The following is a 20,294-nucleotide window of genomic DNA, read 5'->3' on the forward strand; positions in this document are numbered from 1 at the left end:
AGTGGAAGCCCCAGAAGCTTACCGCGGCGGCTTCCAATAAATGCCGAAAGCAGCGAGTTGCTCTTCCGACTGTCTTACTCGTTCGGCAGCATTCACTTCAGACTGCACAGCCGTCAGTGCCGCCAGAATCTCGACGGCGGCGAACGCCGGCGCCATGCTGCGAAAGAACGACTGCGAATTTGCCGTAACGATGATGGTCTCCCGCGCGATCCGGGCCAGCGGCGACACGCTGCTGTCGGTGATTGCCACCACGCCGACACCCTGCCTGGCCGACTGGCGCGCCACGTCGATCGTCGTTCGTTCATAAGGCGACATGCCCACAGCAAGGAGCACGTCGCCGCGTCCCGCGCCCTGCAAGGCATCCAGACCATGTCCGCCCATCTCGCCGACAAGCGTCACATTGCGGTCGCCGCCAGCCAGAAACGACATGATGTGAACGAAGTGGCTGGCGACCGGATAACCGGAGCGCGCGCCGAGACCAAACAGATTGCGTGATCGTGCAAGGAGGTCTGCGGCGGCGATGAATTGCGAGGCATTGCCGTACTCACCCAGACTTGAAACCTGCGCCGCGAGCGTGTCGGCGACAACCCCTGCAGTCGAATATCCGGGAACGCCACCCTGGTCGGCACCCCGTCGCACCGGCTCACCGGCGCCTGTCTCACGCAGCGCGCGCGCATAAAGGCTGCGCATATCCTCATAGCCTTCAAGGCCAAGCCATCGCGCCAACCGCATCATCGTGCTGTGCGAAACGCCGGCCTGATGCGCCTGCTCGCGCATCGACATCAGTGCGACATCCTTAGGATGGTCCAGCACGAAACGCGCGGCGACCCGCAGCTGCGGCGGCATATTCTCGAACCGTTCGACCAACAGCTCCGCCAAAGGACCTTGTTCCATTCTGCCATACCCCATTTACCCCGATGGCAGGTTACTCCTCCAATGGTGGCAATGCAACAGTTGGAACCGAACTGGTTCATATATTCCAAGTGGACTTTCATTTTCGATCACGCTGCCTTAAGCTGCTTTCGCAACCTGCCGGATCGCGTCGACGTGATTCCGGAGTTTGTGACTTGAATGGTCCCTCAAGGAGACAATGATGGCTACCCCTCCCATTACGTCCGGCGCTGCCGGGTCGCCGGAACAGAACCTGGACAAGATGATCAAGCATCAGGAGCGCATGTTTAGCCTCGAGATCACAAAAGAGATCGCGAAGTCCCAACATGACATGCTGATGAGCACCGCGAGGACGCTCGGCCAGTCGGCTGAAAAGGCCTAGGCCGGATTCTCGAACCATGCGCCGCCGCAAGCACCCGGCGGCGCACGTCCACGGCACGAACGTTTCGATGCCGTTGTCAGGCTGCATCTGAATTGTCATCAGCGGGAGATGAAGTGGCATGACCGCTCATTCTATCGGCATCGCCAGCACCCCGGCATCGCGACATTCCGTTGCGCTCAGCGTGACGCACGGATTTCACGCGGGCGCCCAACTCAGCCTGGTCGAGCCTCTGTATACGGTCGGCTCGAGCACGGAGTCCGAAATAGTCCTCAGGGACGCCGGCATCGCACCGGTCCACGCAAGATTGCGGCGCAAGGGCAGCCAGATTGAAATCGAAGCCGTCGGCGGCGATGTCACGCTCGCCACCGGCGAGGTCATCCGTGAAGGCCAGGGCCGCCGCTGCAAGCTGCCGCTTTCGATGAGCATCGGCGATGCCCATATCCGGCTGGTCAACCCGGAACGCCCGCCGAATCGCTGGTCTGTTTCCAATCGCCCCCTGCTGGTTGCGGGCAGCGTTCTCTTTGCCGTTTTCGCTGTTTCCGTCGCCGCCAATGGGTTCTCCTTCGCCGAGCCCGACATTGGCAAAAAGCTGTCCGCTCAAGTCGATAAACCGATCACGTTGGCCTTCGCTGGCGAGGCCGGGCAGAGTGTTCTGGACGATCCATCGCCGACACAAGCCCCGAGCGCCGCCGACGCGGAACGCCAGCTCAAGCTGCGCCTCGAGCAATCCGGCATCAGCACATTGACCGTTCAGCAATCACCTGGACGGCTCGTCGTTTCGGGCATGATCGCCAATGACAAGAATGCTGCCTGGACCGAAACGCAATCCTGGTTCGACCAGGCGTTCGGCGCGCACATCTCCCTCGCCTCCAATGTCATGATCGGCAACGCCGAGCAGGCTCCGCGCCTGAGGCTGCAGGCGATCTGGTATGGCGAGCGGCCCTATGTCATCGCCACCGACGGCGCGCGCTATCATGAGGGCGCATTCACCAATGACGGCTGGACCGTCAAGCGCATTGGCGAGACGGAACTTCTCCTGACGAAGGGCGGCGCCACGGTCGCGCTGAAATATCCGTGAACCGCCGGCTTGAAGGGCCGCGATTCGATACGGCAAGGATGGATACAACCGGCCGCGAGGTGCGGCAGGCGGAAGGCGTGCGTGGTCAGGCAATCAACCGTCGGCGGATGAACGGCGTCGACAAGGCCGCAAGCCGGGCCCAGGGGACGACATCGGCCGCTGGTACGGAAAAGCCAGGAACCGCGGAATTCCAGTCCTCTCGGGGCACGAACAGCGAATCACTCGACGAGGCGCTCATCAACTTCGTCATGCCTGGTATTCCCGAGCCTGCAATCCTGCGTCGCTCGGTACCCATTCTCCAGCATTTTGTAACGCATCTGGTTGCCGGCCTTGAGGGAGGCGAGCCACTCAAGACACTTGCCAGAACGCTGATGGAGGATGAAATCGAGCGTCATCGCGATCTGCTTGCCCGGATACAGGAAGGAATCGAAACCTGACTGATCCGCATGACACAGTGCATCTGCTGCATGTCCTGGGCTATCTCTACGGGTGTCACGGGCAGGCAAAGCGGGGCGCGGCATATCTGCTTATCGCGGCGCAGCTGTCGCCGGGAAATGCCGGCGTTCTGCGCACGCTGGCGCATCTGCTCATACTCGATGGCGAAGCGGACAAGGCGCTTGCCACCATTGCCAGGCTGGAGACGCTCGAGGGAATGGACCACCCGACGCTGGCGTTGCTGAAGAGCCGCGCGTTGATTGTGGCCGGCCGCAAGGCCGAGGCGCACAATGCCTTGCGGAGCTTCCTGTCGCATCGAGCCGCCGAATGACGGTATCGGAACGCCTTCTGCAGTTCCTTGCCAAGCTGTCACGCCGTAGCGATCTGGTCATTGCCATCCTGATGCTCGTTGCAGTGGTGATGATGCTCATTCCATTGCCGACCTTCCTCGTCGACATTCTCATCACCGCCAATATCGCCGTCAGCGTGCTTATCCTGCTGGCTTCGTTTTATGTTTCTCATCCGCTCCAGTTCTCGTCGCTGCCATCGGTCATCCTCATCGCCACCTTGTTCCGGCTGGCGATCACGATCACGACCACGCGACTGATCCTCCTCCAGGCCGACGCAGGCGAGATCGTTTCCGCCTTCGGTAGTTTCGTCGTCGGCGGCAGTATTGCCGTGGGCCTGGTGATCTTCCTGATCATCACCGTTGCGCAGTTCATCGTGGTTGCGCGGGGTGCGGAACGCGTTGCCGAAGTTGCCGCGCGCTTTACGCTCGATGCGCTGCCCGGCAAGCAGATGAGCATCGATGCGGAGTTGCGCAACGGAGACATCGATCAGGCGGAGGCACGCCGGCTTCGCCAGCAGCTTGAGCGTGAAAGCCAGTTGTTTGGCGCGATGGATGGCGCCATGAAATTCGTCAAGGGCGACGTCATCGCCGGCATTGTCATCATTCTGGTCAACCTGATCGGCGGTTTCGCGATCGGAACGCTGCAGCACGATATGTCGCTGGGCGACGCCGCCGTCACCTACTCACTGCTCACGGTGGGTGACGGGCTGATCGCGCAGATACCGGCACTGCTTGTCGCCGTGGCCGCCGGCACGATGGTGACGCGTGTCGGCAGCTCGGACGGCACGAGCGACCTTGGCAAGCAAATAACCAGCCAGCTGCTGCGCGACCCCCGTGCACTCGCACTCGCCGCGGTGATCATGGTCGGACTGGCCATAGTGCCGGGTTTTCCGTCCCTTGTGTTCCTGATCCTTGGTGCCTGCTTCGGCGCGGGCGCCTATGCGATCAATCGCCGTACCGCGGGGGAATCCGAGCTCAGCGATATCGGCCAGATCGCGGTGGCCGAACAAGCCGGCAAACCGGCATCGCTTTCATCAACGGCCGTCGGAACACTGCCTTCTTCATCCCGCATCGTCGCACGCTTCGGGACCGAACTCGGACGCTCGGTCCCGGAACCCGAATTCGCCACGCTCGCTGATGGCGTGCGCCGCGAGCTTTTCAGCGATCTCGGTGTCGACGTTCCGGCTATCGGCCTGCAGGTCGACGAGAAGCTTTCAGCGAGAAGCATGCGCATCGATCTGGAGGGCGCACCCATCCTGGATGTTGAAATCCCCGCCGGCCGCGTTCTTGTCGAAGCGGACCCCACGCATCTCGATCTGCTCGATGTGACTTACGAAAAGGGCTCTCCGATTGCCGGTCGGCGCAAATTCATGTGGGTCGATGATCGCCACCTTTCGGCGTTGAAGGAAGCCGGCTTCGTCTTCTCCACGCCGGCGCAAACAGCGGCCAGATGGACCGGAAATGCACTTCGGCTCTATGCCGGCCATTTCGTCGGGATCCAGGAGACCCGCAGGCTGCTGTCGGACATGGAGCCGGACTATGCGGATCTGGTCAGACAGGCGCAGGAGATCGTGCCGCTGCAGAAAATCGCCGAGGTGCTTCGGCGACTTGTCGGCGAAAACGTGCCGATCCGCAACCTGCGCCTGATCCTCGAAGCGCTGATCGAATGGGGTCAACGCGAACAGGACGTCGTTCTGCTTACGGAATATATCCGCACGTCCTTGAAACGCCAGATCAGCTTCCGCTTCGCTGGCCGTAACAACATCATCGCAGCCTATGTTCTGCAGCGCTCGGCCGAGGATATCCTGCGAAACGCGGTGCAAAGCACATCGACCGGCACGTTCCTGAACCTTTCGGATGATGATGCACAGGCATTGATCGCCGAAATCGAACGAGCCTTGTCGCAGAACGCCACCGATGTCTCACCCGTCGTCCTCGCGGCGATGGATGTGCGCCGTCATATGCGAAGCCTGCTCACGCACAATGCCATCGAGCTTCCGGTCCTGTCCTTCCAGGAAATCGCACAGGAATTCAACGTCCAGCCATTGGCCACGATATCCGGCCGCTCGGGCGTGGCACGCAACGTCTCTCGATCGCTGCCGTCGGCTGAGGCGAAAGCCGGACAAGAGGCAGCCTCATGATGCCAGCCGGGCGGATTGGGACAATTGGGGGGACTACATGCTCAAGAGGGGAACGGCATGACAATTCACGATACCGCAGCAGGCGTTCGATCCGCCACTTTCGCCGGGCGGATGCGCTGGCTCGCTATCGCGACGGTTGCCGTCTTGCTGGCGTTTTTGTTCACATATACCGACGCTATGGCACAGGATGTGTCGCCATTGCCGAGCCGGCCAACGGTCGACCTGCCGGTCGGGCAAGGACGCCTGCTGCGCTTCAATGAACCCGTCGAATCCGTCCTGATCGCCGACACCACGATCGCGGACCTTCAGGTCGTGTCGCCGGGGATGGTCTATGTCTTCGGCCTAAAACCCGGCCTGACCAACCTCATTGCAATCACGGCCGATGAGCGGGTCGAGGCAACGGCCCAGTTCCGCGTCACCCCCGACGTCACGCCTGCCAACGAAGCGAAAGACGCAATGCAGCCGAACTCGGCGACAAATCTCTCGATCTTCGGGACCCGCATTGTTGCGACCGGCGAGGCACAAGGCGTCGAGGAGGCAACGGATGTCGACAATATCGCGCGCACGTTCTCGCCGCCGGAACAGCCGCCGCTGAACAACATGACCGTGCAGGGGTCGCAGCAGGTCAATATCCGGGTCCGTTTCGCCGAAGTCTCGCGCACTGAGCTGCAGTCCTACGGCGTCGACTGGTCTGTCGGATACAGGAGCGGCGGTTTTGAGTTCAACATGTTCCAGGACAATGGCGTGCCCTCCGGCACCGGCAATCTTGGTTTGAGCATGGACCAGGCGCAGGGCATCAACTTCGACATTCTCATCGAAGCGCTGCAACGCAACGGCGTTGTCAAGATACTGGCCGAACCGAACCTGACAGCGATGACCGGTCAGACCGCGAGCTTTCTTGCCGGCGGCGAAATCCCGGTTCCGATTCCGCAAGGAACGGACGTCGTTACCGTTCAATACAAGTCGTTCGGCGTTTCCCTCGGGTTCACCCCTACGCTGATCGGCCGCGATCGCATTGCGCTCCATGTTCAGCCGGAAGTCAGTTCCTTGTCGGAAGCAGGCTCAGTCAGCGCCAATGGCTTTGCCATGCCGAGTTTCGTCGTGCGCAGGGCTGACACCACGGTCGAAGTGGCGAGCGGCCAGACCTTTGCGATCGCCGGTCTTTTCCAGCAGCGGACCTCGCGTAATCTGGAAAAGTTTCCGGTTCTCGGCGATGTGCCAGTGCTTGGCCCGCTTTTTCAGTCACAGCGCTTCCAGCGCGAAGAGACGGAACTGGTGATCCTGATCACGCCCTATCTGGTCGAGCCGGTGCGCGACAGCCTCGCCACGCCGCTCGATCGTCCGGCGGCCAAGCGCCACAGGAAGCGCGCCAATGACGCATCGGCGATGGGCCTGATCATCAAGTAGCGGGGAACCGGACATGACATTTCGCATCGCATTGTGCTCTGTTCTTCCGGTGCTGCTTCTGGTCGGCTGCGCGAACGGCCGGCAGCAGCCGCAGGAATATTCTCCCGGCTACAGCTATGTTTCGACCGACACCGGCGGCTCGCAGAAGGGCGTCGGCGGCTCCATCCTTGCTCCCAATGCATGTCTGAACCAACCGGTCGATGACGACCGTTCTGCCGCTGCGACCAATCTGACGATCGTCACCGGCGTCGGCTCCCACCTGCCGCCCGGCTGCGCCAACGCCTACAATCTTCAACGCATGGCCGAAAGCCAGCGGGACCTCGTCGAGGGCCGGCGCATGGGGGCGGCGGCGGCCGCGCCGACGGCAAATGCCGCGCGGCGCTACCTCAATGGCGAAGAGGCGCCGATCGGTGGAGCCAACAGCGGGCCGCCGACGCCGCAAACAACGCTGCCAGTCGAATGAGCCGATGTTTGCGCGTCGGGCTCGACCCGACTTGGCTTTGCGCTTTCCGGACCGATGCGCTAGAGCGGTTCATCGTTTCACGGAAACGCCGAACCGCTCTATCTCCTTGTTTTTGCGCAATTCCCAAGGGAAAGCGCTATGCGCTTTTCCCGGGAAAATCGTTTCACACTTTTCCTGGAATTGCTCTAGCCGAGGATAGAGCCGAGCGCTTTCGCCCTTGCCTGTGTGCTGCCCTTCGACCGGATGGTTCTGGCACGCGCAAGCAAGGTATTCACCTCCTTGGTCGCCAGGCCGATCGGCGGCGAGGCCCTGACCTGATCGGCCTGGCCAAGAAGTCCGTAGACCACCACGACGTTGCGCTTGTGATGCAACTGCGCATTGGGTGCGGCGGAGATCTTCTGGACCAGCGGGAGTGCTGTGGCGGAATTGCCTTCGAGCGCCGCGGCCAACGCCATGTTGCTCTCGACGTCGAGATCCCCCGGCGCAAGTTTCAACGCCTGAGCAAAAGTGGTCTGCGCCTCCGCCGACTGGCCGGCGAATGTCTGCGCCACGCCCAGCCTGATATAGGCGCTGCTGGTGTTGACCAGCGGCGCGGCCTGCGCGAGCGCGCGCATGCCGGCATCGATATCGCCCGTTTCCATCATCGCCGAGCCAAGCCCGAGCATTGCCCCTCCGTCATTGGGCGCTTTTGCCAGCGCGGCCTGATAGGCTCTAGCCGCCTCGGCGGGATAGCCCGCTCGCATATAGGCCTCGCCCGCCTTGACGAAGGCGCTCGGCTTGGCATCCGGCATCGCTGCCGCGCGCTGGTAGAGCGCGATTGCGGTGCCACTGTCTCCCTGCGCATGGATATCGTCCGCAAGCTTGATCAGACGCTCCGATTGCGACGACGGGCCCTGTGCCTTTGCCTGCTCGGTGTCGGTTTTGGTCGTCTGACAACCGGTCACCGCCAGCATGGCGACGACGGGCAAGAACACGACGTGCAGCCGCATATCCACCTCTCCGTATTCAAGCCCGCCGCACCTTACACATGGCCCTGGCCGACTGGAACCACAACAGTGCGATAAGATTGCAACATGGCCGAAGAAGCTGAGGAAAAGAAACTACCGGCGTCCGACAAGAAGCTTCGCGACGCTCGCCGCAAAGGCCAGGTTTCGCAGAGCCGCGACCTGGCCTCCGGCTTCACGCTTTTCGCAGCGCTTGGCTGTCTTTATTTCGCCTGGCCGATGCTGTTCGGGCACCTTTCGGAACTCGTGCAGACCGTGACCACCCCCGGCGATTCGTTCGTTGAAGTCAGCCTGCAGGCTATCCGCCATTCGTTGTCATTGCTGATGCTTGCCACCTTGCCGCTGGTCGGAATCGTTGTCGTTCTCGCCGTGGTCTTCGGCATGCTGGGAACGTTCGGGCCGGTCTTCTCGTTTGAGCCGCTCAAGCCGCAATTCGATCACATAAACCCGGCGAAGGGTCTTCAGAAGATCCTGTCGCTGCGCAACGTCGTCGAGTTCACCAAAGGCCTGGCCAAGGTGGTGTTGCTGGCCGGCCTGTTCGCATTCCTTTTGATCGCGTGGCTGCAGCCGCTCTTCGATGCACCGGGATGCGCTCCGTCATGCCTGGAGCCAATTATCAAAGCGGTGCTGACACCGCTTGGAATTGCCGCCGCCCTGGCCTTTGTCGTCATCGGCGTGATCGATGTTCCTATTCAGCGCTGGCTGTTCCTGCGCGACATGCGCATGACGACAACCGAATACAAGCGCGAAAACAAGGACCTCGAAGGCGATCCGTTGATTCGACATGAACAGCAGCGACAGCGGCGTGAGGCCGTGATGCAACCGGCGAAGCTGGGCGTGAAAAACGCGGTCATCGTTTTCGTGTCCGGTGACCGCTCAGTGGCATTGCGTTACGTCAGGGGTGAAACGCCGGTGCCGACGGTCGTCGGCAAGGGCCAGGGCCGAGCGGCTGACGAGATGACGGCTCAAGCACGCCAGGCAGGTATTCCGGTGATCGAGGATGCGGCCGTCGCCGGCCCACTCTTCGAAAACACGAACACCGGAGCTTACATCGGCCAGGAGATGTTCCCACCGGTCGTACGCCATCTTGTCCGGCTCGGGCTCACTTGAGCCATGCGCGAACCGACCTTGCCGCAATGCCTGAGCAGCGCGGCAAGGTCAGCAGCGACAGCCGACTACTTGGCTGAACCCAACAGGACGTCGAGATCGACCGCGTCTGCCATTGCCTTGTATCCCGCGTCGTTGGGATGGAGGTTATCGCCGCAGTCGTAGTCGTCGCGCAGATACCCCGGCTTGGCCGGGTCTTCCATCACCTTGTCGAAGTCGACCACGCCATCGAAGCCGCCGCCGGTGCGGATCCATTCGTTCACCGCGACGCGAATCTTTTCTTTCTCGGGCGTGTAGTAACCCTCGGTGGGAAGTCCTTTGAAGGTTTCGGCGAAGGGGGTCAACGTCGCGCCGACAATGCGTATGCCATGGGCGTGCGCGCGATCGATGAGTTGTTTGTATCCGGTGATGATGTCTTGCGCCGTCGGTTCCTTGTCGTCCGGCGTGATTGCATTTTCGCCGGGCCAGCCGATATCGTTGATGCCCATCATAAGGACGACGGTCGAGACTTTGGGATGGCTCAGTATATCAGAATCGAAACGTCCCAAGGCATTGACACCCATGCCGTCGGTCAACACGCGATTGCCCGAAAAGGCTTCGTTGACCACCGCGACCGTGCGGTTGGCCTCCTGCAATCGCTTGGCGATATGGTCCGGCCAGCGATTATTGGCGTCAGGGGTCGAGCAATTCCCATCCGTGATGGAATCCCCGAAAAACACGATCGCCTCGGATTCCGGCACGGCGTCAACCCATATGTCGCTCAGAAACAGGCGCGATTGGAGTGTGCTGTCAGCCTTGAACGCAGCCTCGTTTGTGAAATTGCCCGGGCCGGAGATGTAGGCGGTTTGCACGCCATCCCAATGCACCGACGACAACGCCGTCTTCTTCGGCAGGAAAATGCTGACCGAGATTTCGGAAAGCGCTTCTGCCGAGAGAGCGATGGGGTCGCTGAGGATCGGAGCTCCCGGCGGAACGACCACAGAACTATTGCCGCCCCAGGTCAGAGGCTTCAAGGTCGCCTGATCGACGTTGCCGCCCTTGCCTGCTATTGCGACGCTGCCGGCACCGATGGTCAGCGGCTTTTCGCCGAAAGCATTCGACAGCACGACCCGCACGCTATTGCCGCCAACGCTGATGCGGGCGACCTGGCGGACGGTCTGGTTCTCCAATACCTCCGGCACTCCGAAAGGCGCAGGAAGATCATCCGACCAGCGCGGAGCAGGTGTGGCAGCCCAAGTGGTGATCCAGGCTGCCTTTTCGGCGCCTTGTGCCGAAAAACCTGCAATCGCGGAACCGGCCGCCGCAGCTGCACATATCAGGATGATCTGACGTCGACGCCGTTTCCTCCCTGCGGCGGTAGAAAGCTCCGATGAAACCTTATCCGTGAAAACCAAAGGCCTGTTGAGCCGCATTTTTATCTCCTCCTCGAGACATGCTGGTAATGCCGCCGCCGGGCTCATTATGACGGGCTGCCTAGGGAATGAAATTCGACTTCCGTGGCAATTTTGGACCAGCGTCAGGAGCAAGGATTTGCGAGCGTGGAAACTGGTGCTGCCTTATAGTCAACTCGCGTGCTGAACGTCCGCTGCGCCCTCGCCGGATTCACTGGCGGACATCGATCCTGGGGCCCAATGTCTGGGTCATGACCCGCCGCACGACCTTGCCATCCGCGACATCGAGGCAGACGGTATCGACCAGGTATCGATACGCCACGATGTCGCGAGGCTCCAGCGCCTCAAAAGCGCGGTGCAGGAACGGCATGGAATAATGATGGTGTGGATAGAAGTTATAACCGACCGCAACAGCCGAGCTCGCCAGGTTCACGGCGCGATTGTGCTGGCCAAGAATAAACGGCGCCGGGCGGGCCGCATCGTAGTCAGGCGGCGTGATCGGCTGTTCGACTGGATAGGCGCACTCGTTCGTAAGCTTCATGATCTCGTAGTTGGACGAGGCAATTTCCGACGACTTTGGCTGCACCTTCCTGATCCCGATCTGGCCCCAGGCTGAGGTCGGAACGTGGCCGGATTCACGACGATATTCCTGATAGCCGAAGTGACGGGCATAGAGCAGATAGGAAGCGTCGCGGAAAAAGCTCGGTGCGACCCGCACCCAGTCACCTTCTTTCGTCAGCGCCTCGAAATGTGCTTGCCGGATTTGCCTTGAATCGTACCAGCCGAGCCGCGCGTTATAAAAGACCGCGTCGCCGAATATGGTGACAACAATCCCGGTTACGATGGCAGTCGTGGAAAACGAACTTTCCTTCATTCTCGTCAGAGCCGCGACGATCAGACTGTTCAAGATGATCCAGTGCAGAAAAAGGGCGCCGCTCAGAAGGAAGATCCCGATATGCATGATATCGAAGAACGCGGTCAGCCCGATGAGCCACCGCCTGCGCAAAAAAGCGAGAAAGCATAGAAGCTGCGCAGCAAGGATAACGACATTCATCGGAACCTGGACCGCCCTGACCGCTTCATAAGCATGAGCGAGCAGCGATTCGGAAAAGCCCAGCGGGGCCGCGCCCAACCCGTACCCGGCCAGCATGATGGAACTGGTCGGGTTCTCGAGGATCCAGCTCAACGGCCCTCCGTCAAGCGTGACCTTGGCCATCCCGGATATGAAGTAGTTGCCAAAATGGGCGCCGATCCCAGCCAGCAGCAGTATGCCGGCAGCCTGGGCCGCGAACTCCCTGGTTCCGAGTTCGCCAACGCTGGGCAGGTTCCTGGTGAAGAGCTTCAGCCGGCTCAAACTCTGCAGCAGGCCAAGGGCCAACAGGCCACAGGCCAGGAAGAGACCGACCTCAATCAAGGGCGCATAGTCGTTGCGGCCCAGTTCCGCAGCATCGGAAACTGCCCGCGTGACGTTCTTGTGGAAGGCGAAATAGACCATCGGGAAAATGGCGAAGGATGGCCGCAGGATCGAAAAAAGCGCCGCCACAAGCGCGATCAGGCGAGAATAGACGAGTACATTGCCCAACGCGTCGGCGCGAGCTGCGTCGGCAATGCCGAGTTCGTCTCCAAGCCCGAAGCTGAAGAGCCCCAGCGTTATCGACAGTCCGACGACGATGATGCGCGCAGCCCGCGCCTCGGCGGGATAGCGCACGAATGCAAAAAGGCAGCAAAGCAGAGCCAACCCGATGGCGCTGACCGTGGCGAGGGCAGGATCGTGCCACGCCACGCGGGATGCCGCCTTCTCGTACAACAGGATCGGAACGACCCCGCACAGGACCGGGAAAAAAAGAAAGGCTGCAAGGACATAACGCTCAACGGGTGAACGGTCGATGCCGACTGACGGCCAACGCCGGGCGCTGCCCGCTCCGATGCTCATCCCATGCTTCTCCCGTCTTCCGGAATTTTCGCCTCACCTGTTCGGTTTTCGGTGCTCACCTTCCGGGGGACGGGATGAGCCCTCACGCAACCGCACGTTGCCGCCGGATATTGCTGCACTGCAACAGGATGCGTACTACAACCTAAACGCACAGGCAACGTCGAAAGTTCAAAATGCCTCTGGCTCAATGCGCGCGCACAATTTGTGCCAATTACCGACTAAATGCCCGCATTGAATTTCCGACCTGTCGCAATTTGGTACAACAACAGCAACAGCGATCGCCGACCGCGTCACCGTGCCCGGTGTCGTGCCAAGGTATTGCAGGCTCGAAAAAATGTTGCCAATCTACCCAAAGTAGTAGAAAATATTATGTTGCAGTGCCTAAGAGTGCGATGCAACATTGAATTTGTCTCGCTGACCTGCAGAAAACCGATCGCATCGGCGTCAGGTGCAGGGTCAGTGGCTTAAGAGGCCATGGACAATGGTACTCGACACCCGGGCCAAACAGGTCGCCGACGAGCACCATGGTGTCGTCGCGATCGGCGTTGGTTTCGATTCAGCCTTTTTTTCCTGCACCAGTTCGCCGGACGGAGGAAAGGTCGTGTTCTCGCCCTCGAATGGGGACGCCACAACACGGATGATCGGCAGCTCGAACGCCGCGCAAACAGCAATATCCGGGACAAGGACGCCGGCAGATCGTGGAATTACACGATCGGCCTGGTCGGCGGCACCAACAGCTGGTTCGGGCAGACACCGCGGTTCCTTGCTTACGACTTCGACCGGCCGACCAGCTATGACGATCTCGAGCCTTTCTGCTGCGGCCCAGGCGGTCATGCCCGTGAGCAGCTTTGCCAAGGGGAGAAAATACTATGACGGTGTTCTATGACAGCAGCCGTCCGGACGCTTTCATCGGCGGTGCCGGTTCGGACGCAGTCAATTACGGCGCTTCGCCCCGTGGAGTCATCGCCGATTTGGCTTCCGGCCATGCTTACAAATTGCTGTCGATACTGCCGCTGGGCGATTCCATTACCTATGGAGTGATCGCGAGCTCTTCCGATACCGAAAGCGGCGGGTATCGGAAGTTCATGCTGGAACAGTTGGCGGCACTCAATGTGAAGATCGACTTCGTCGGTTCCTCGTCCAACGGACCCGCCAGCATGGGCGATCGGGATCACGAGGGTCACCGCAACTGGACGCTCAATCAACTGAACGGCATCGACAACGATGTTGTGGCCGCTACGAAACCGGATGCCGTGCTGCTGATTGCCGGAACAAATGACAGCTCGACCGATAGCGTGCCAACGATGTTGCAGGATCTGCGCAGTCTTTTGCTCAGCCTGACCTCCAGCGATCCCGCCTTGACCGTCTTCGTCGGTTCCTTGCCTCCCGTTCGCGTCGGCCAACAGTCGCAAGCGCGTGCAGACCGTGTCGATGCGTATAATGATGCAATGCCCGGTCTGATCTCTGAACTGGCCGCCCAGGGGCACAAGATCGCCTTTGTCGACATGCGTGATCTGACACCAGATGACATCACCGCGCCGCCGCTTGACAGCGGGCTGCATCCGACTGCCGGGGGCTATGCAAAAATCTCCTCACATTGGATGGCCGCACTGGAACAACATCTCGGCCTGGACGGGACCGGTATCGGAAGCGACCGCGACACCTTCACCAGCATCGAAAATCTTACAGGCTCTTTCTTTGCCGACCAACTCGGCGGAAACGAGGGAGCCAATGTGCTGGATGGGCTGGCTGGCGATGATTTGCTGGAGGGCCGCGGCGGCTCCGACCAACTCATCGGCGGGGTCGGCGCCGACACGCTTGTCGGCGGCACGGGTAACGACGTCTACTATGTCGATAATGCCGGAGACAAAACCATCGAGGCGACCAATGGCGGCGTCGACGAAACGCATGCTTATACAAACTGGACCCTGGCCGACAACGTCGAAAACCTCTTCCTGAGGTCGGCTGCCAATCTGGCGGCAAAAGGCAACGGGCTCGCCAACACCATGGTCGGCAACGGCGCAGCGAACACGCTCGAAGGCCTCGGCGGCGACGATCGGCTGGAGGGCCGCGGCGGGTCGGACCGGCTCGTCGGTGGTCTTGGCGCCGATATCCTCATCGGTGGAACGGGAAACGACAGCTTCGTCTTCGCCGCCGGCCATGGCCACGACACCGTCACCGACTTCGACCTTTCCGGCGATGATCTCCTGGAGATTTCAGGCTACCAAAGATATAGCGAACTCCGGCAGGTCGGGAGCGACACGCTGGTCGTCTTCTCCGACAGCGACACTGTTCTCCTCAAAGGCGTGACCAGCGCCTCCTTGAGCAGTTCGGATTTCGTCTGGATCGATCCACTCGACGAGCCGCCGCCGGGGTCAATCGTAGGCAACGACGGCAACAATACGCTTACCGGCGGTCCCGGTGCGGACGTCATTTATGGAATGGGCGGCAGCGATATCTTGAACGGAAAAGCGGGCGCCGACACGCTTGTCGGCGGCGCGGGTGATGACGTCTTCCATGTCGACAATGCCGGTGACAAAACCATCGAAGAGAACAATGGCGGCTTCGACGAGACGCATGCTTATATAAACTGGACCCTAGCCGACAACGTCGAAAACCTCTTCCTGAGGTCGGCTGCCAATCTGGCGGGAAAAGGCAACGAACTCGCCAACACCATGGTGGGCAACGGCGCAGCGAACACGCTCGAAGGCCTTGGCGGCGCAGATCGGCTGGAGGGCCGAGGCGGGTCGGACCGGCTCGTCGGTGGTCTTGGCACCGATATCCTCACCGGCGGAACGGGAAACGACAGCTTCGTCTTCGCCGCCGGCCATGGCCACGACACCATCACCGACTTCGACCTTTCCGGCGATGATCTCCTGGAGATTTCAGGATACCAAAGATATAGCGAACTCCGGCAGGTCGGGAGCGACACGCTGGTCGTCTTCTCCGACAGTGACACGCTTTCACTAAACGGTGTCCTCGTCGCAAGCGTCTCGAACAGCGATTTTCTCTTCGTGTAGAGCGGCATCTCGCTGACATGCGGTCTCTTCGCGCAAATTGCCCTTCGTCGTTGGCTAAAGCGCGTCGCGTTTGGCCGGGCCTCATGCGACGCGCTTTAGGTTGTTGTTTTTATGCATGTCGTTATCGCAAAACCGCTGCACACTTTTACGCGACATGCATTAGACCTCTTTTGCTTTATTCGCCCGTTTCGGTCTCGATCAAGACAAGGCGGTCGGTACCGGACTCCGCACCCCATACCTCGCCGGAGCGCCCGTTGAGCTGGCGCACGTTGGCGTTGTCGCGGTCGGACGGGAAGCTCGCGAAGGTCTGCGTTTCCGGGTCGAAGCGGACGATGGCGTTCGCGCTGAAATCGGTGAGCCAGACCTTGTCGCGTTCATCGACATAGACGGCATAGGCCTGGGGCTCGTCTCCGGGCAGCTTCCAGCTGCGCCAGTCATTTGCGGCCGGATCGAAGACGCTAACCTGGCCGGCGTTCCATTCGCTGACCCAGATGCGGCCTTTGGAATCCGACCAGACGCGGCGGGCGCCCTGATCCGCGGTCGGGGGTCGATCGGGGAAGCCTCGCCGGTCGAAACATCGATCCTGGCGATATGGTTGCCGGCGAGCGAGGCGTAGTAGACCTCACCGGACGGCGTGGTTGTGATCCCGTAGGGGCCGCGACCGCGCGGAGCGTTCCGGACCTCGACCTTGCCGCTCGCCGGATCGAGCCTGCCGTAGATGCCCTCCTGCCCGGTGAACCAGAGCCTCCCGTGTTTGTCGAAGGAACCGGTGTTGAGGTTCGCGTAGCCGTGCCCCTCGGGGAGTGGAAAGGCCTTCACCGCTTCTGTTTCGGCATCAACGCGCACGATGGCGTTGAGGCCGCCGTCGGTCACCCAAGCGGCGCCGTCGGGACCGACGATCACGCCGTGCGGCGCCGAGCCGTCGCCAAGGGTGATGTGCCTGACGGCGCCTGTATCAGGATCGAGCCGCCCAAGCGCGCCCTGTCCCTGGGCGGTGTACCATACGGAGCCATCCGGCGCCGGAGCGACATCGTGCGGGCCGGCGCCCTCCGGAACGGGATAGTAGCGGACCTCCTCCGAGGCACGCGCGGCCACCGAGCAGAGCAGCGCGGCGAACAGCGCCGACGCAATCGTACGAAACATGGCGAACTCCTCACATCGCGCGTTTCAATTTGCACAGCGAGCGATCCACGTATCCTTTTCGCGCCACTGCGGCGGCCGAGCCGCAGATGGCGGGCTCGCCGTGTCCCTTGCCGATAAAGTCAGGAGCTAGTGCAGCCCCTGCCCTCGCCTACGCCTGCAAGCCCAGAATCGTCGATAGGCGGTAGCATCGTGGGAAACCTGCGTTACGACGACGCAACCGCGGCTCGCAATTGGACTTGGCGTGCGGAAGGCGTCAGCTTTGCCGCAAAAGTTCCCGCGCCAACTCTTGCCATTCCTCATCAAGCGTCAACGTCGACGGCGCGGCGTCGCAGCGACGATACCAATACTCCGCATTGGATTGATCGCCTTCCTTGCGATGGAGGTAGGCATGCACGCGCATACAAGCCGTATCGTCGCGCAGCTGTGCACGCTCGTGCGCCTTACCCCAATCGCCCTTTGCATCCCACCACAGGGCTTGCAGGGCAGGGCTCAAGCCGGCGGGCGGCTGTGATTTCGCAATCGAATCTCTGAAGGCTTGCAGATCCATTCTTCCCCCGACGTGAGGTACATGGGCGGCCGATAATAGTTCCGGATTCCCCAACAGCAAAGTCGCATCGCACAGCAAAGAGGCGGTGCTCGTGTGCGTGCCATTGTCCAATCTCGGGCGGTACAAAAAAGCGCCGCTGATTACCGGTCGCTCGCGGTAGCTGGCTAGGCGGCTCCTGACGCCGAGCCATAATTCTTTCCCGACGCGTTCCAGCGGCAGGTGACCTTGGGCAAACAGTCGACCCTCAGCTGCTTCATTTCGCAAGCTGCCGAGCCGCATCTGGGCCAGGAGGTTGCGCCGGCCGGTCTGGCGGTGCTCCAAATTCCACCGGGAGCCGAGGGTCCGTGGGGAAGCTCGGGGCTGCGCGAGTGCGTTGCCATCTCGTCGGCAGTGTCCGGTGCGGCGACCTACGACGCCGACGTAAAGGACTCTACCGAGCGATCCGAGCACGACCGCCACCACGTCCGGTTCACTATCTTCCCGGAGGATGGCCTGGAGATGCCCGAGCATATGGGAAAGGCATCATTGAACGATCAAACGCGAGTAGCCAAGTGCAACAGACTCTAATGCGGTGCGATTGAGAATTGTCAGCGAGCCGCGGTCGTATTGGGTCAGATACCGCCGTTCCCAGTCTCTCAAGCAACGATTCACTTTCGCTCGAGACGCCGGGATCATTGCCGCGAGGTCGGTCTGCGAAATGTGGATTCTCAGAGCTCCATTCACGTTAGCCGTGCTGTGCGGGGTCTCAGTCAATCGCAAGAGCGTGCTCGCCAATCGAATGGACAGGGCATTCGACGCACTGTGGATCACCCGCTCTTGCGCGTCGTGCGTTGCTTGGCATAAGTACGGGATCACCTTCAGTGCGAGATCTGGGTGCTTGTCGAAGACACTAGCCATGAAAGCTGCTTCGATTTGGAGCAAGTCGCTGTCCACAACTGATGCAGCGTTCATGTTACTGTGTCGCGCGATGAACAATCTAGTCAAGTCGAAAGTGTCACCGGGACCGAGATCGGAATAGATGAATTCTCGGCCATCTGAGAGGGGAACACTAAGACGAACTTTCCCATGGATTATGTAGTAAATATAACGCGGTATGTCCCCAAGGCGAGTTAAGACTTTATTCTTTGGCACACTTCGTAAGATGGCTGCTTTCGCCATTTCACTAAGAGTATCTTGCCCAAATTGCCGGAATAAGCGTATGTTGTTCAGTTGTTTGACCCGAACCTCAGCGCCATTCTCTGTCATGGCTCCCTCTCCCTGATAGGGTAAGCGCCCCCGGTCCCCTAACGCATTGCCTTGACCACCTGTTTGAACGAGTCCGACCTCCAGTCCGTTCTCGCGCAAACGCGTCAAGGCAGAAAATATTAACACATTAGGATACGATAAAATAGCGACTCGTCTGTGCCCGAGGTAACAGCGACATGTCTCTGAGACATTTAAATCAAATCTAACCGACTGGAAGCCGTTGGGATGACCCCCTCCTTATGGGATGGCGTGTGCCATGACCCAAAGAGGAGAAGGGATGCAACAGGATTCGGGGGGTCGTCTTATGCGGCATGCACCAACCGAGGCGTCGCGTGCGCTCTGGAAGCGGAGCGTAGAGCCGCTACGGCTCCCTGTGGGAGCAGTTTGCGTGTTTCTCGCAACTGCTGATTTCCTCCTTGGACAGACCGTATTTCTTGCGTCAATTGAGCTCTACCATCGGGCCTTCGGCGTGAGGCCGCCAGATATCTGGGATTCGATCTGCCTAAGTGTTACCGCCGGCCTATTGCTGGTCGCATTCATGACCGCCAGGGGCGCCTACACGGTTAGTGGCATCCTGGACGATCACTGCAGGATCAAAACACTCTTCAGCGGCTGGCTGTTTGTTTTCTTTTCAATTCTCTGGCTCGCCTTTCTCACGAAGACGACGTCGACGTTCTCACGCGGCTCCTTGACGCTGGCGTTTGCGGTCGGATTCCCAATCCTGCTGCCTGGCCACGCGGTTCTAGCGCGCGGGCTGACACGGCTTCTGGCGGCTGAGAAACTCGTGTTGCGCACAGTTTATCTGTTTTACTCTGGCGTTCCTGGGAAGGAACAGGGGATAATTGCCAAGCTTGGGCAACAGGGCATCGCGGTTTGTGGTGTTTCGAACATCGAGAACGATGATGGCACGATCGCAGCACGATCGGTGCATGCCGCCGTCGCAGCTGCACAGGCTGCGTTCCGTAGTGGCTCGTATGGGGCAGTTTATCTCTTTTGCTCTTGGGACCAGCGGAAGTTGATCGAACGCATCCTGGAGGAAATGTCCCGCCTCCCGCTGCCGGTCTATCTTTTCGCCGACGCCTACATAGATAGAATTCTGGCTGGATGCCCGCTGCACACCGGCTGGCAGCGAGCCTTCGAAGTCCAGCGTGTGCCGTTGAGGCCTACCGAACGCCTGCTCAAGCGGCTGTTCGATATTGCTGTTGCATCCCTGCTACTGCTGTTCCTGTGTCCGTTGATGGCGCTGGTCGGATGTGCCATAGCGCTCGAGAACGGTCGCCCTGTGCTGTTCCGGCAGATGCGACGAGGTTTTGGTGGTAAGCCGTTCAATATTTACAAATTCCGATCGATGACGGTGCAAGAGAACGGCACACAAATTCGCCAGGCTCAGCGCAATGATGCGCGGGTTACCCGACTTGGCCGAATATTGCGCCGGTCAAACATCGACGAGCTGCCGCAATTGTTCAACGTGCTTCGGGGGGAGATGTCCCTGGTTGGGCCCCGACCTCACGCCGTCGCTCATGACGACACTTATACTTTGACCATTGCGAGCTATGCTTATCGCCATCATGTTAAACCCGGTTTGACAGGGTGGGCTCAGATCAATGGCTTTCGAGGGGAAACGAAGGAACTCTGGAGGATGGAAAAACGCATTGAGCATGACCTCTGGTATATAAAATCCTGGAGCATGCTTCTCGACACTAAGATAATTTGGAAAACTGCTCTACTGATCTTTTCGGATCGTGATGTCTATTGATG

Annotated in this window: 19 protein-coding genes; 11 read left to right on the plus strand and 8 right to left on the minus strand. The window is 60.2% G+C overall.

Features of this window, described 5'->3' with window-relative positions; all coding sequences use genetic code 11:
• Positions 1-18: 18 nt before the first annotated feature.
• Entirely contained in the window at positions 19-879 is an 861-nt protein-coding gene (locus AC0L2Z_RS07555) for a MurR/RpiR family transcriptional regulator (protein WP_473627387.1), read from the minus strand.
• A gap of 214 nt (positions 880-1,093) precedes the next feature.
• Between AC0L2Z_RS07555 and AC0L2Z_RS07560 the strand changes: the two genes are divergently transcribed.
• From AC0L2Z_RS07560 to AC0L2Z_RS07590, 7 genes are all read left to right on the plus strand, one after another.
• The gene (locus AC0L2Z_RS07560) at positions 1,094-1,273 is read left to right on the plus strand and encodes a hypothetical protein (protein WP_023799517.1); all 180 of its coding nucleotides are present in this window, start codon (positions 1,094-1,096) and stop codon (positions 1,271-1,273) included.
• A 118-nt stretch (positions 1,274-1,391) separates the two neighbouring features.
• Positions 1,392-2,351, plus strand: coding sequence for a SctD/MshK family protein (locus AC0L2Z_RS07565; RefSeq protein ID WP_473627388.1), 960 nt, complete (start codon positions 1,392-1,394; stop codon positions 2,349-2,351).
• Positions 2,348-2,788, plus strand: a complete 441-nt coding sequence (locus AC0L2Z_RS07570; protein WP_473627390.1) for a hypothetical protein — start codon at positions 2,348-2,350, stop codon at positions 2,786-2,788. The genes AC0L2Z_RS07565 and AC0L2Z_RS07570 overlap by 4 nt, the downstream gene beginning before the upstream one ends.
• 17 nt (positions 2,789-2,805) lie before the next feature.
• Positions 2,806-3,117, plus strand: coding sequence for a tetratricopeptide repeat protein (locus AC0L2Z_RS07575; RefSeq protein ID WP_287171961.1), 312 nt, complete (start codon positions 2,806-2,808; stop codon positions 3,115-3,117).
• The gene (gene sctV, locus AC0L2Z_RS07580) at positions 3,114-5,276 is read left to right on the plus strand and encodes a type III secretion system export apparatus subunit SctV (protein ID WP_473627392.1); all 2,163 of its coding nucleotides are present in this window, start codon (positions 3,114-3,116) and stop codon (positions 5,274-5,276) included. The genes AC0L2Z_RS07575 and sctV overlap by 4 nt, the downstream gene beginning before the upstream one ends.
• A 57-nt stretch (positions 5,277-5,333) precedes the next feature.
• Positions 5,334-6,683 (plus strand): type II and III secretion system protein family protein, encoded by a 1,350-nt coding sequence (locus AC0L2Z_RS07585; RefSeq protein WP_287171963.1) that lies wholly within the window; start codon positions 5,334-5,336, stop codon positions 6,681-6,683.
• A 13-nt stretch (positions 6,684-6,696) separates the two neighbouring features.
• Entirely contained in the window at positions 6,697-7,146 is a 450-nt protein-coding gene (locus tag AC0L2Z_RS07590; RefSeq protein WP_128245319.1) for a hypothetical protein, read from the plus strand.
• Between the two features lie 185 nt (positions 7,147-7,331).
• On the opposite strand, the gene AC0L2Z_RS07595 is transcribed toward AC0L2Z_RS07590, so the two are convergent.
• The gene (locus AC0L2Z_RS07595) at positions 7,332-8,135 is read right to left on the minus strand and encodes a tetratricopeptide repeat protein (protein ID WP_473616346.1); all 804 of its coding nucleotides are present in this window, start codon (positions 8,133-8,135) and stop codon (positions 7,332-7,334) included.
• Positions 8,136-8,219: 84 nt separating this feature from the next.
• Here AC0L2Z_RS07595 and AC0L2Z_RS07600 point away from each other — a divergent pair, with 84 nt between their 5' ends.
• Positions 8,220-9,260, plus strand: a complete 1,041-nt coding sequence (locus AC0L2Z_RS07600; RefSeq protein WP_473627394.1) for an EscU/YscU/HrcU family type III secretion system export apparatus switch protein — start codon at positions 8,220-8,222, stop codon at positions 9,258-9,260.
• A 65-nt stretch (positions 9,261-9,325) separates the two neighbouring features.
• Here AC0L2Z_RS07600 and AC0L2Z_RS07605 read toward each other — a convergent pair whose 3' ends face one another.
• Both AC0L2Z_RS07605 and AC0L2Z_RS07610 read right to left on the minus strand, forming a co-directional pair.
• Positions 9,326-10,783 carry an SGNH/GDSL hydrolase family protein gene (locus AC0L2Z_RS07605; protein ID WP_473627396.1) on the minus strand — a complete coding sequence of 486 codons (1,458 nt, stop codon included), beginning with the start codon at positions 10,781-10,783 and terminating at the stop codon, positions 9,326-9,328.
• Positions 10,784-10,859: 76 nt separating this feature from the next.
• Positions 10,860-11,864, minus strand: coding sequence for a hypothetical protein (locus AC0L2Z_RS07610; protein WP_287258398.1), 1,005 nt, complete (start codon positions 11,862-11,864; stop codon positions 10,860-10,862).
• Positions 11,865-11,888: 24 nt separating this feature from the next.
• Here AC0L2Z_RS07610 and AC0L2Z_RS07615 point away from each other — a divergent pair, with 24 nt between their 5' ends.
• Positions 11,889-12,527, plus strand: coding sequence for a hypothetical protein (locus AC0L2Z_RS07615; RefSeq protein ID WP_473627397.1), 639 nt, complete (start codon positions 11,889-11,891; stop codon positions 12,525-12,527).
• A gap of 510 nt (positions 12,528-13,037) precedes the next feature.
• Here the strand turns inward: AC0L2Z_RS07615 and AC0L2Z_RS07620 are convergent.
• Positions 13,038-13,436 carry a hypothetical protein gene (locus AC0L2Z_RS07620; RefSeq protein ID WP_473627399.1) on the minus strand — a complete coding sequence of 133 codons (399 nt, stop codon included), beginning with the start codon at positions 13,434-13,436 and terminating at the stop codon, positions 13,038-13,040.
• 14 nt (positions 13,437-13,450) lie between these two features.
• Between AC0L2Z_RS07620 and AC0L2Z_RS07625 the strand changes: the two genes are divergently transcribed.
• Positions 13,451-15,601, plus strand: a complete 2,151-nt coding sequence (locus AC0L2Z_RS07625; RefSeq protein ID WP_473627400.1) for a GDSL-type esterase/lipase family protein — start codon at positions 13,451-13,453, stop codon at positions 15,599-15,601.
• Between the two features lie 198 nt (positions 15,602-15,799).
• Here the strand turns inward: AC0L2Z_RS07625 and AC0L2Z_RS07630 are convergent, their stop codons facing one another.
• The 3 genes from AC0L2Z_RS07630 to AC0L2Z_RS07640 all read right to left on the minus strand — a co-directional run bounded on the left by AC0L2Z_RS07630 (position 15,800) and on the right by AC0L2Z_RS07640 (position 18,536).
• Entirely contained in the window at positions 15,800-16,744 is a 945-nt protein-coding gene (locus tag AC0L2Z_RS07630; protein WP_473627402.1) for a Vgb family protein, read from the minus strand.
• A gap of 253 nt (positions 16,745-16,997) precedes the next feature.
• Entirely contained in the window at positions 16,998-17,291 is a 294-nt protein-coding gene (locus AC0L2Z_RS07635; protein ID WP_128167804.1) for a hypothetical protein, read from the minus strand.
• A 522-nt stretch (positions 17,292-17,813) separates the two neighbouring features.
• Positions 17,814-18,536 carry a Crp/Fnr family transcriptional regulator gene (locus AC0L2Z_RS07640; protein WP_287283561.1) on the minus strand — a complete coding sequence of 241 codons (723 nt, stop codon included), beginning with the start codon at positions 18,534-18,536 and terminating at the stop codon, positions 17,814-17,816.
• Positions 18,537-18,924: 388 nt separating this feature from the next.
• Here AC0L2Z_RS07640 and AC0L2Z_RS07645 point away from each other — a divergent pair, with 388 nt between their 5' ends.
• Positions 18,925-20,292, plus strand: coding sequence for an exopolysaccharide biosynthesis polyprenyl glycosylphosphotransferase (locus AC0L2Z_RS07645; protein WP_287061212.1), 1,368 nt, complete (start codon positions 18,925-18,927; stop codon positions 20,290-20,292).
• Positions 20,293-20,294 lie beyond the last annotated feature (2 nt).

It is taken from the genome of Mesorhizobium sp. WSM4850 (assembly GCF_055811735.1).

Coding starts and splice junctions, on each gene's coding strand:
- AC0L2Z_RS07560 (WP_023799517.1), top strand. CDS start 1,094: ATGGCTACCCCTCCCATTACGTCCGGCGCTGCCGGGTCGCCGGAACAG.
- AC0L2Z_RS07565 (WP_473627388.1), top strand. CDS start 1,392: ATGACCGCTCATTCTATCGGCATCGCCAGCACCCCGGCATCGCGACAT.
- sctV (WP_473627392.1), top strand. CDS start 3,114: ATGACGGTATCGGAACGCCTTCTGCAGTTCCTTGCCAAGCTGTCACGC.
- AC0L2Z_RS07585 (WP_287171963.1), top strand. CDS start 5,334: ATGACAATTCACGATACCGCAGCAGGCGTTCGATCCGCCACTTTCGCC.
- AC0L2Z_RS07590 (WP_128245319.1), top strand. CDS start 6,697: ATGACATTTCGCATCGCATTGTGCTCTGTTCTTCCGGTGCTGCTTCTG.
- AC0L2Z_RS07595 (WP_473616346.1), bottom strand. CDS start 8,135: ATGCGGCTGCACGTCGTGTTCTTGCCCGTCGTCGCCATGCTGGCGGTG.
- AC0L2Z_RS07600 (WP_473627394.1), top strand. CDS start 8,220: ATGGCCGAAGAAGCTGAGGAAAAGAAACTACCGGCGTCCGACAAGAAG.
- AC0L2Z_RS07610 (WP_287258398.1), bottom strand. CDS start 11,864: ATGGCCAAGGTCACGCTTGACGGAGGGCCGTTGAGCTGGATCCTCGAG.
- AC0L2Z_RS07615 (WP_473627397.1), top strand. CDS start 11,889: ATGGGCGCCGATCCCAGCCAGCAGCAGTATGCCGGCAGCCTGGGCCGC.
- AC0L2Z_RS07625 (WP_473627400.1), top strand. CDS start 13,451: ATGACGGTGTTCTATGACAGCAGCCGTCCGGACGCTTTCATCGGCGGT.
- AC0L2Z_RS07630 (WP_473627402.1), bottom strand. CDS start 16,744: ATGTTTCGTACGATTGCGTCGGCGCTGTTCGCCGCGCTGCTCTGCTCG.
- AC0L2Z_RS07635 (WP_128167804.1), bottom strand. CDS start 17,291: ATGGATCTGCAAGCCTTCAGAGATTCGATTGCGAAATCACAGCCGCCC.
- AC0L2Z_RS07640 (WP_287283561.1), bottom strand. CDS start 18,536: ATGACAGAGAATGGCGCTGAGGTTCGGGTCAAACAACTGAACAACATA.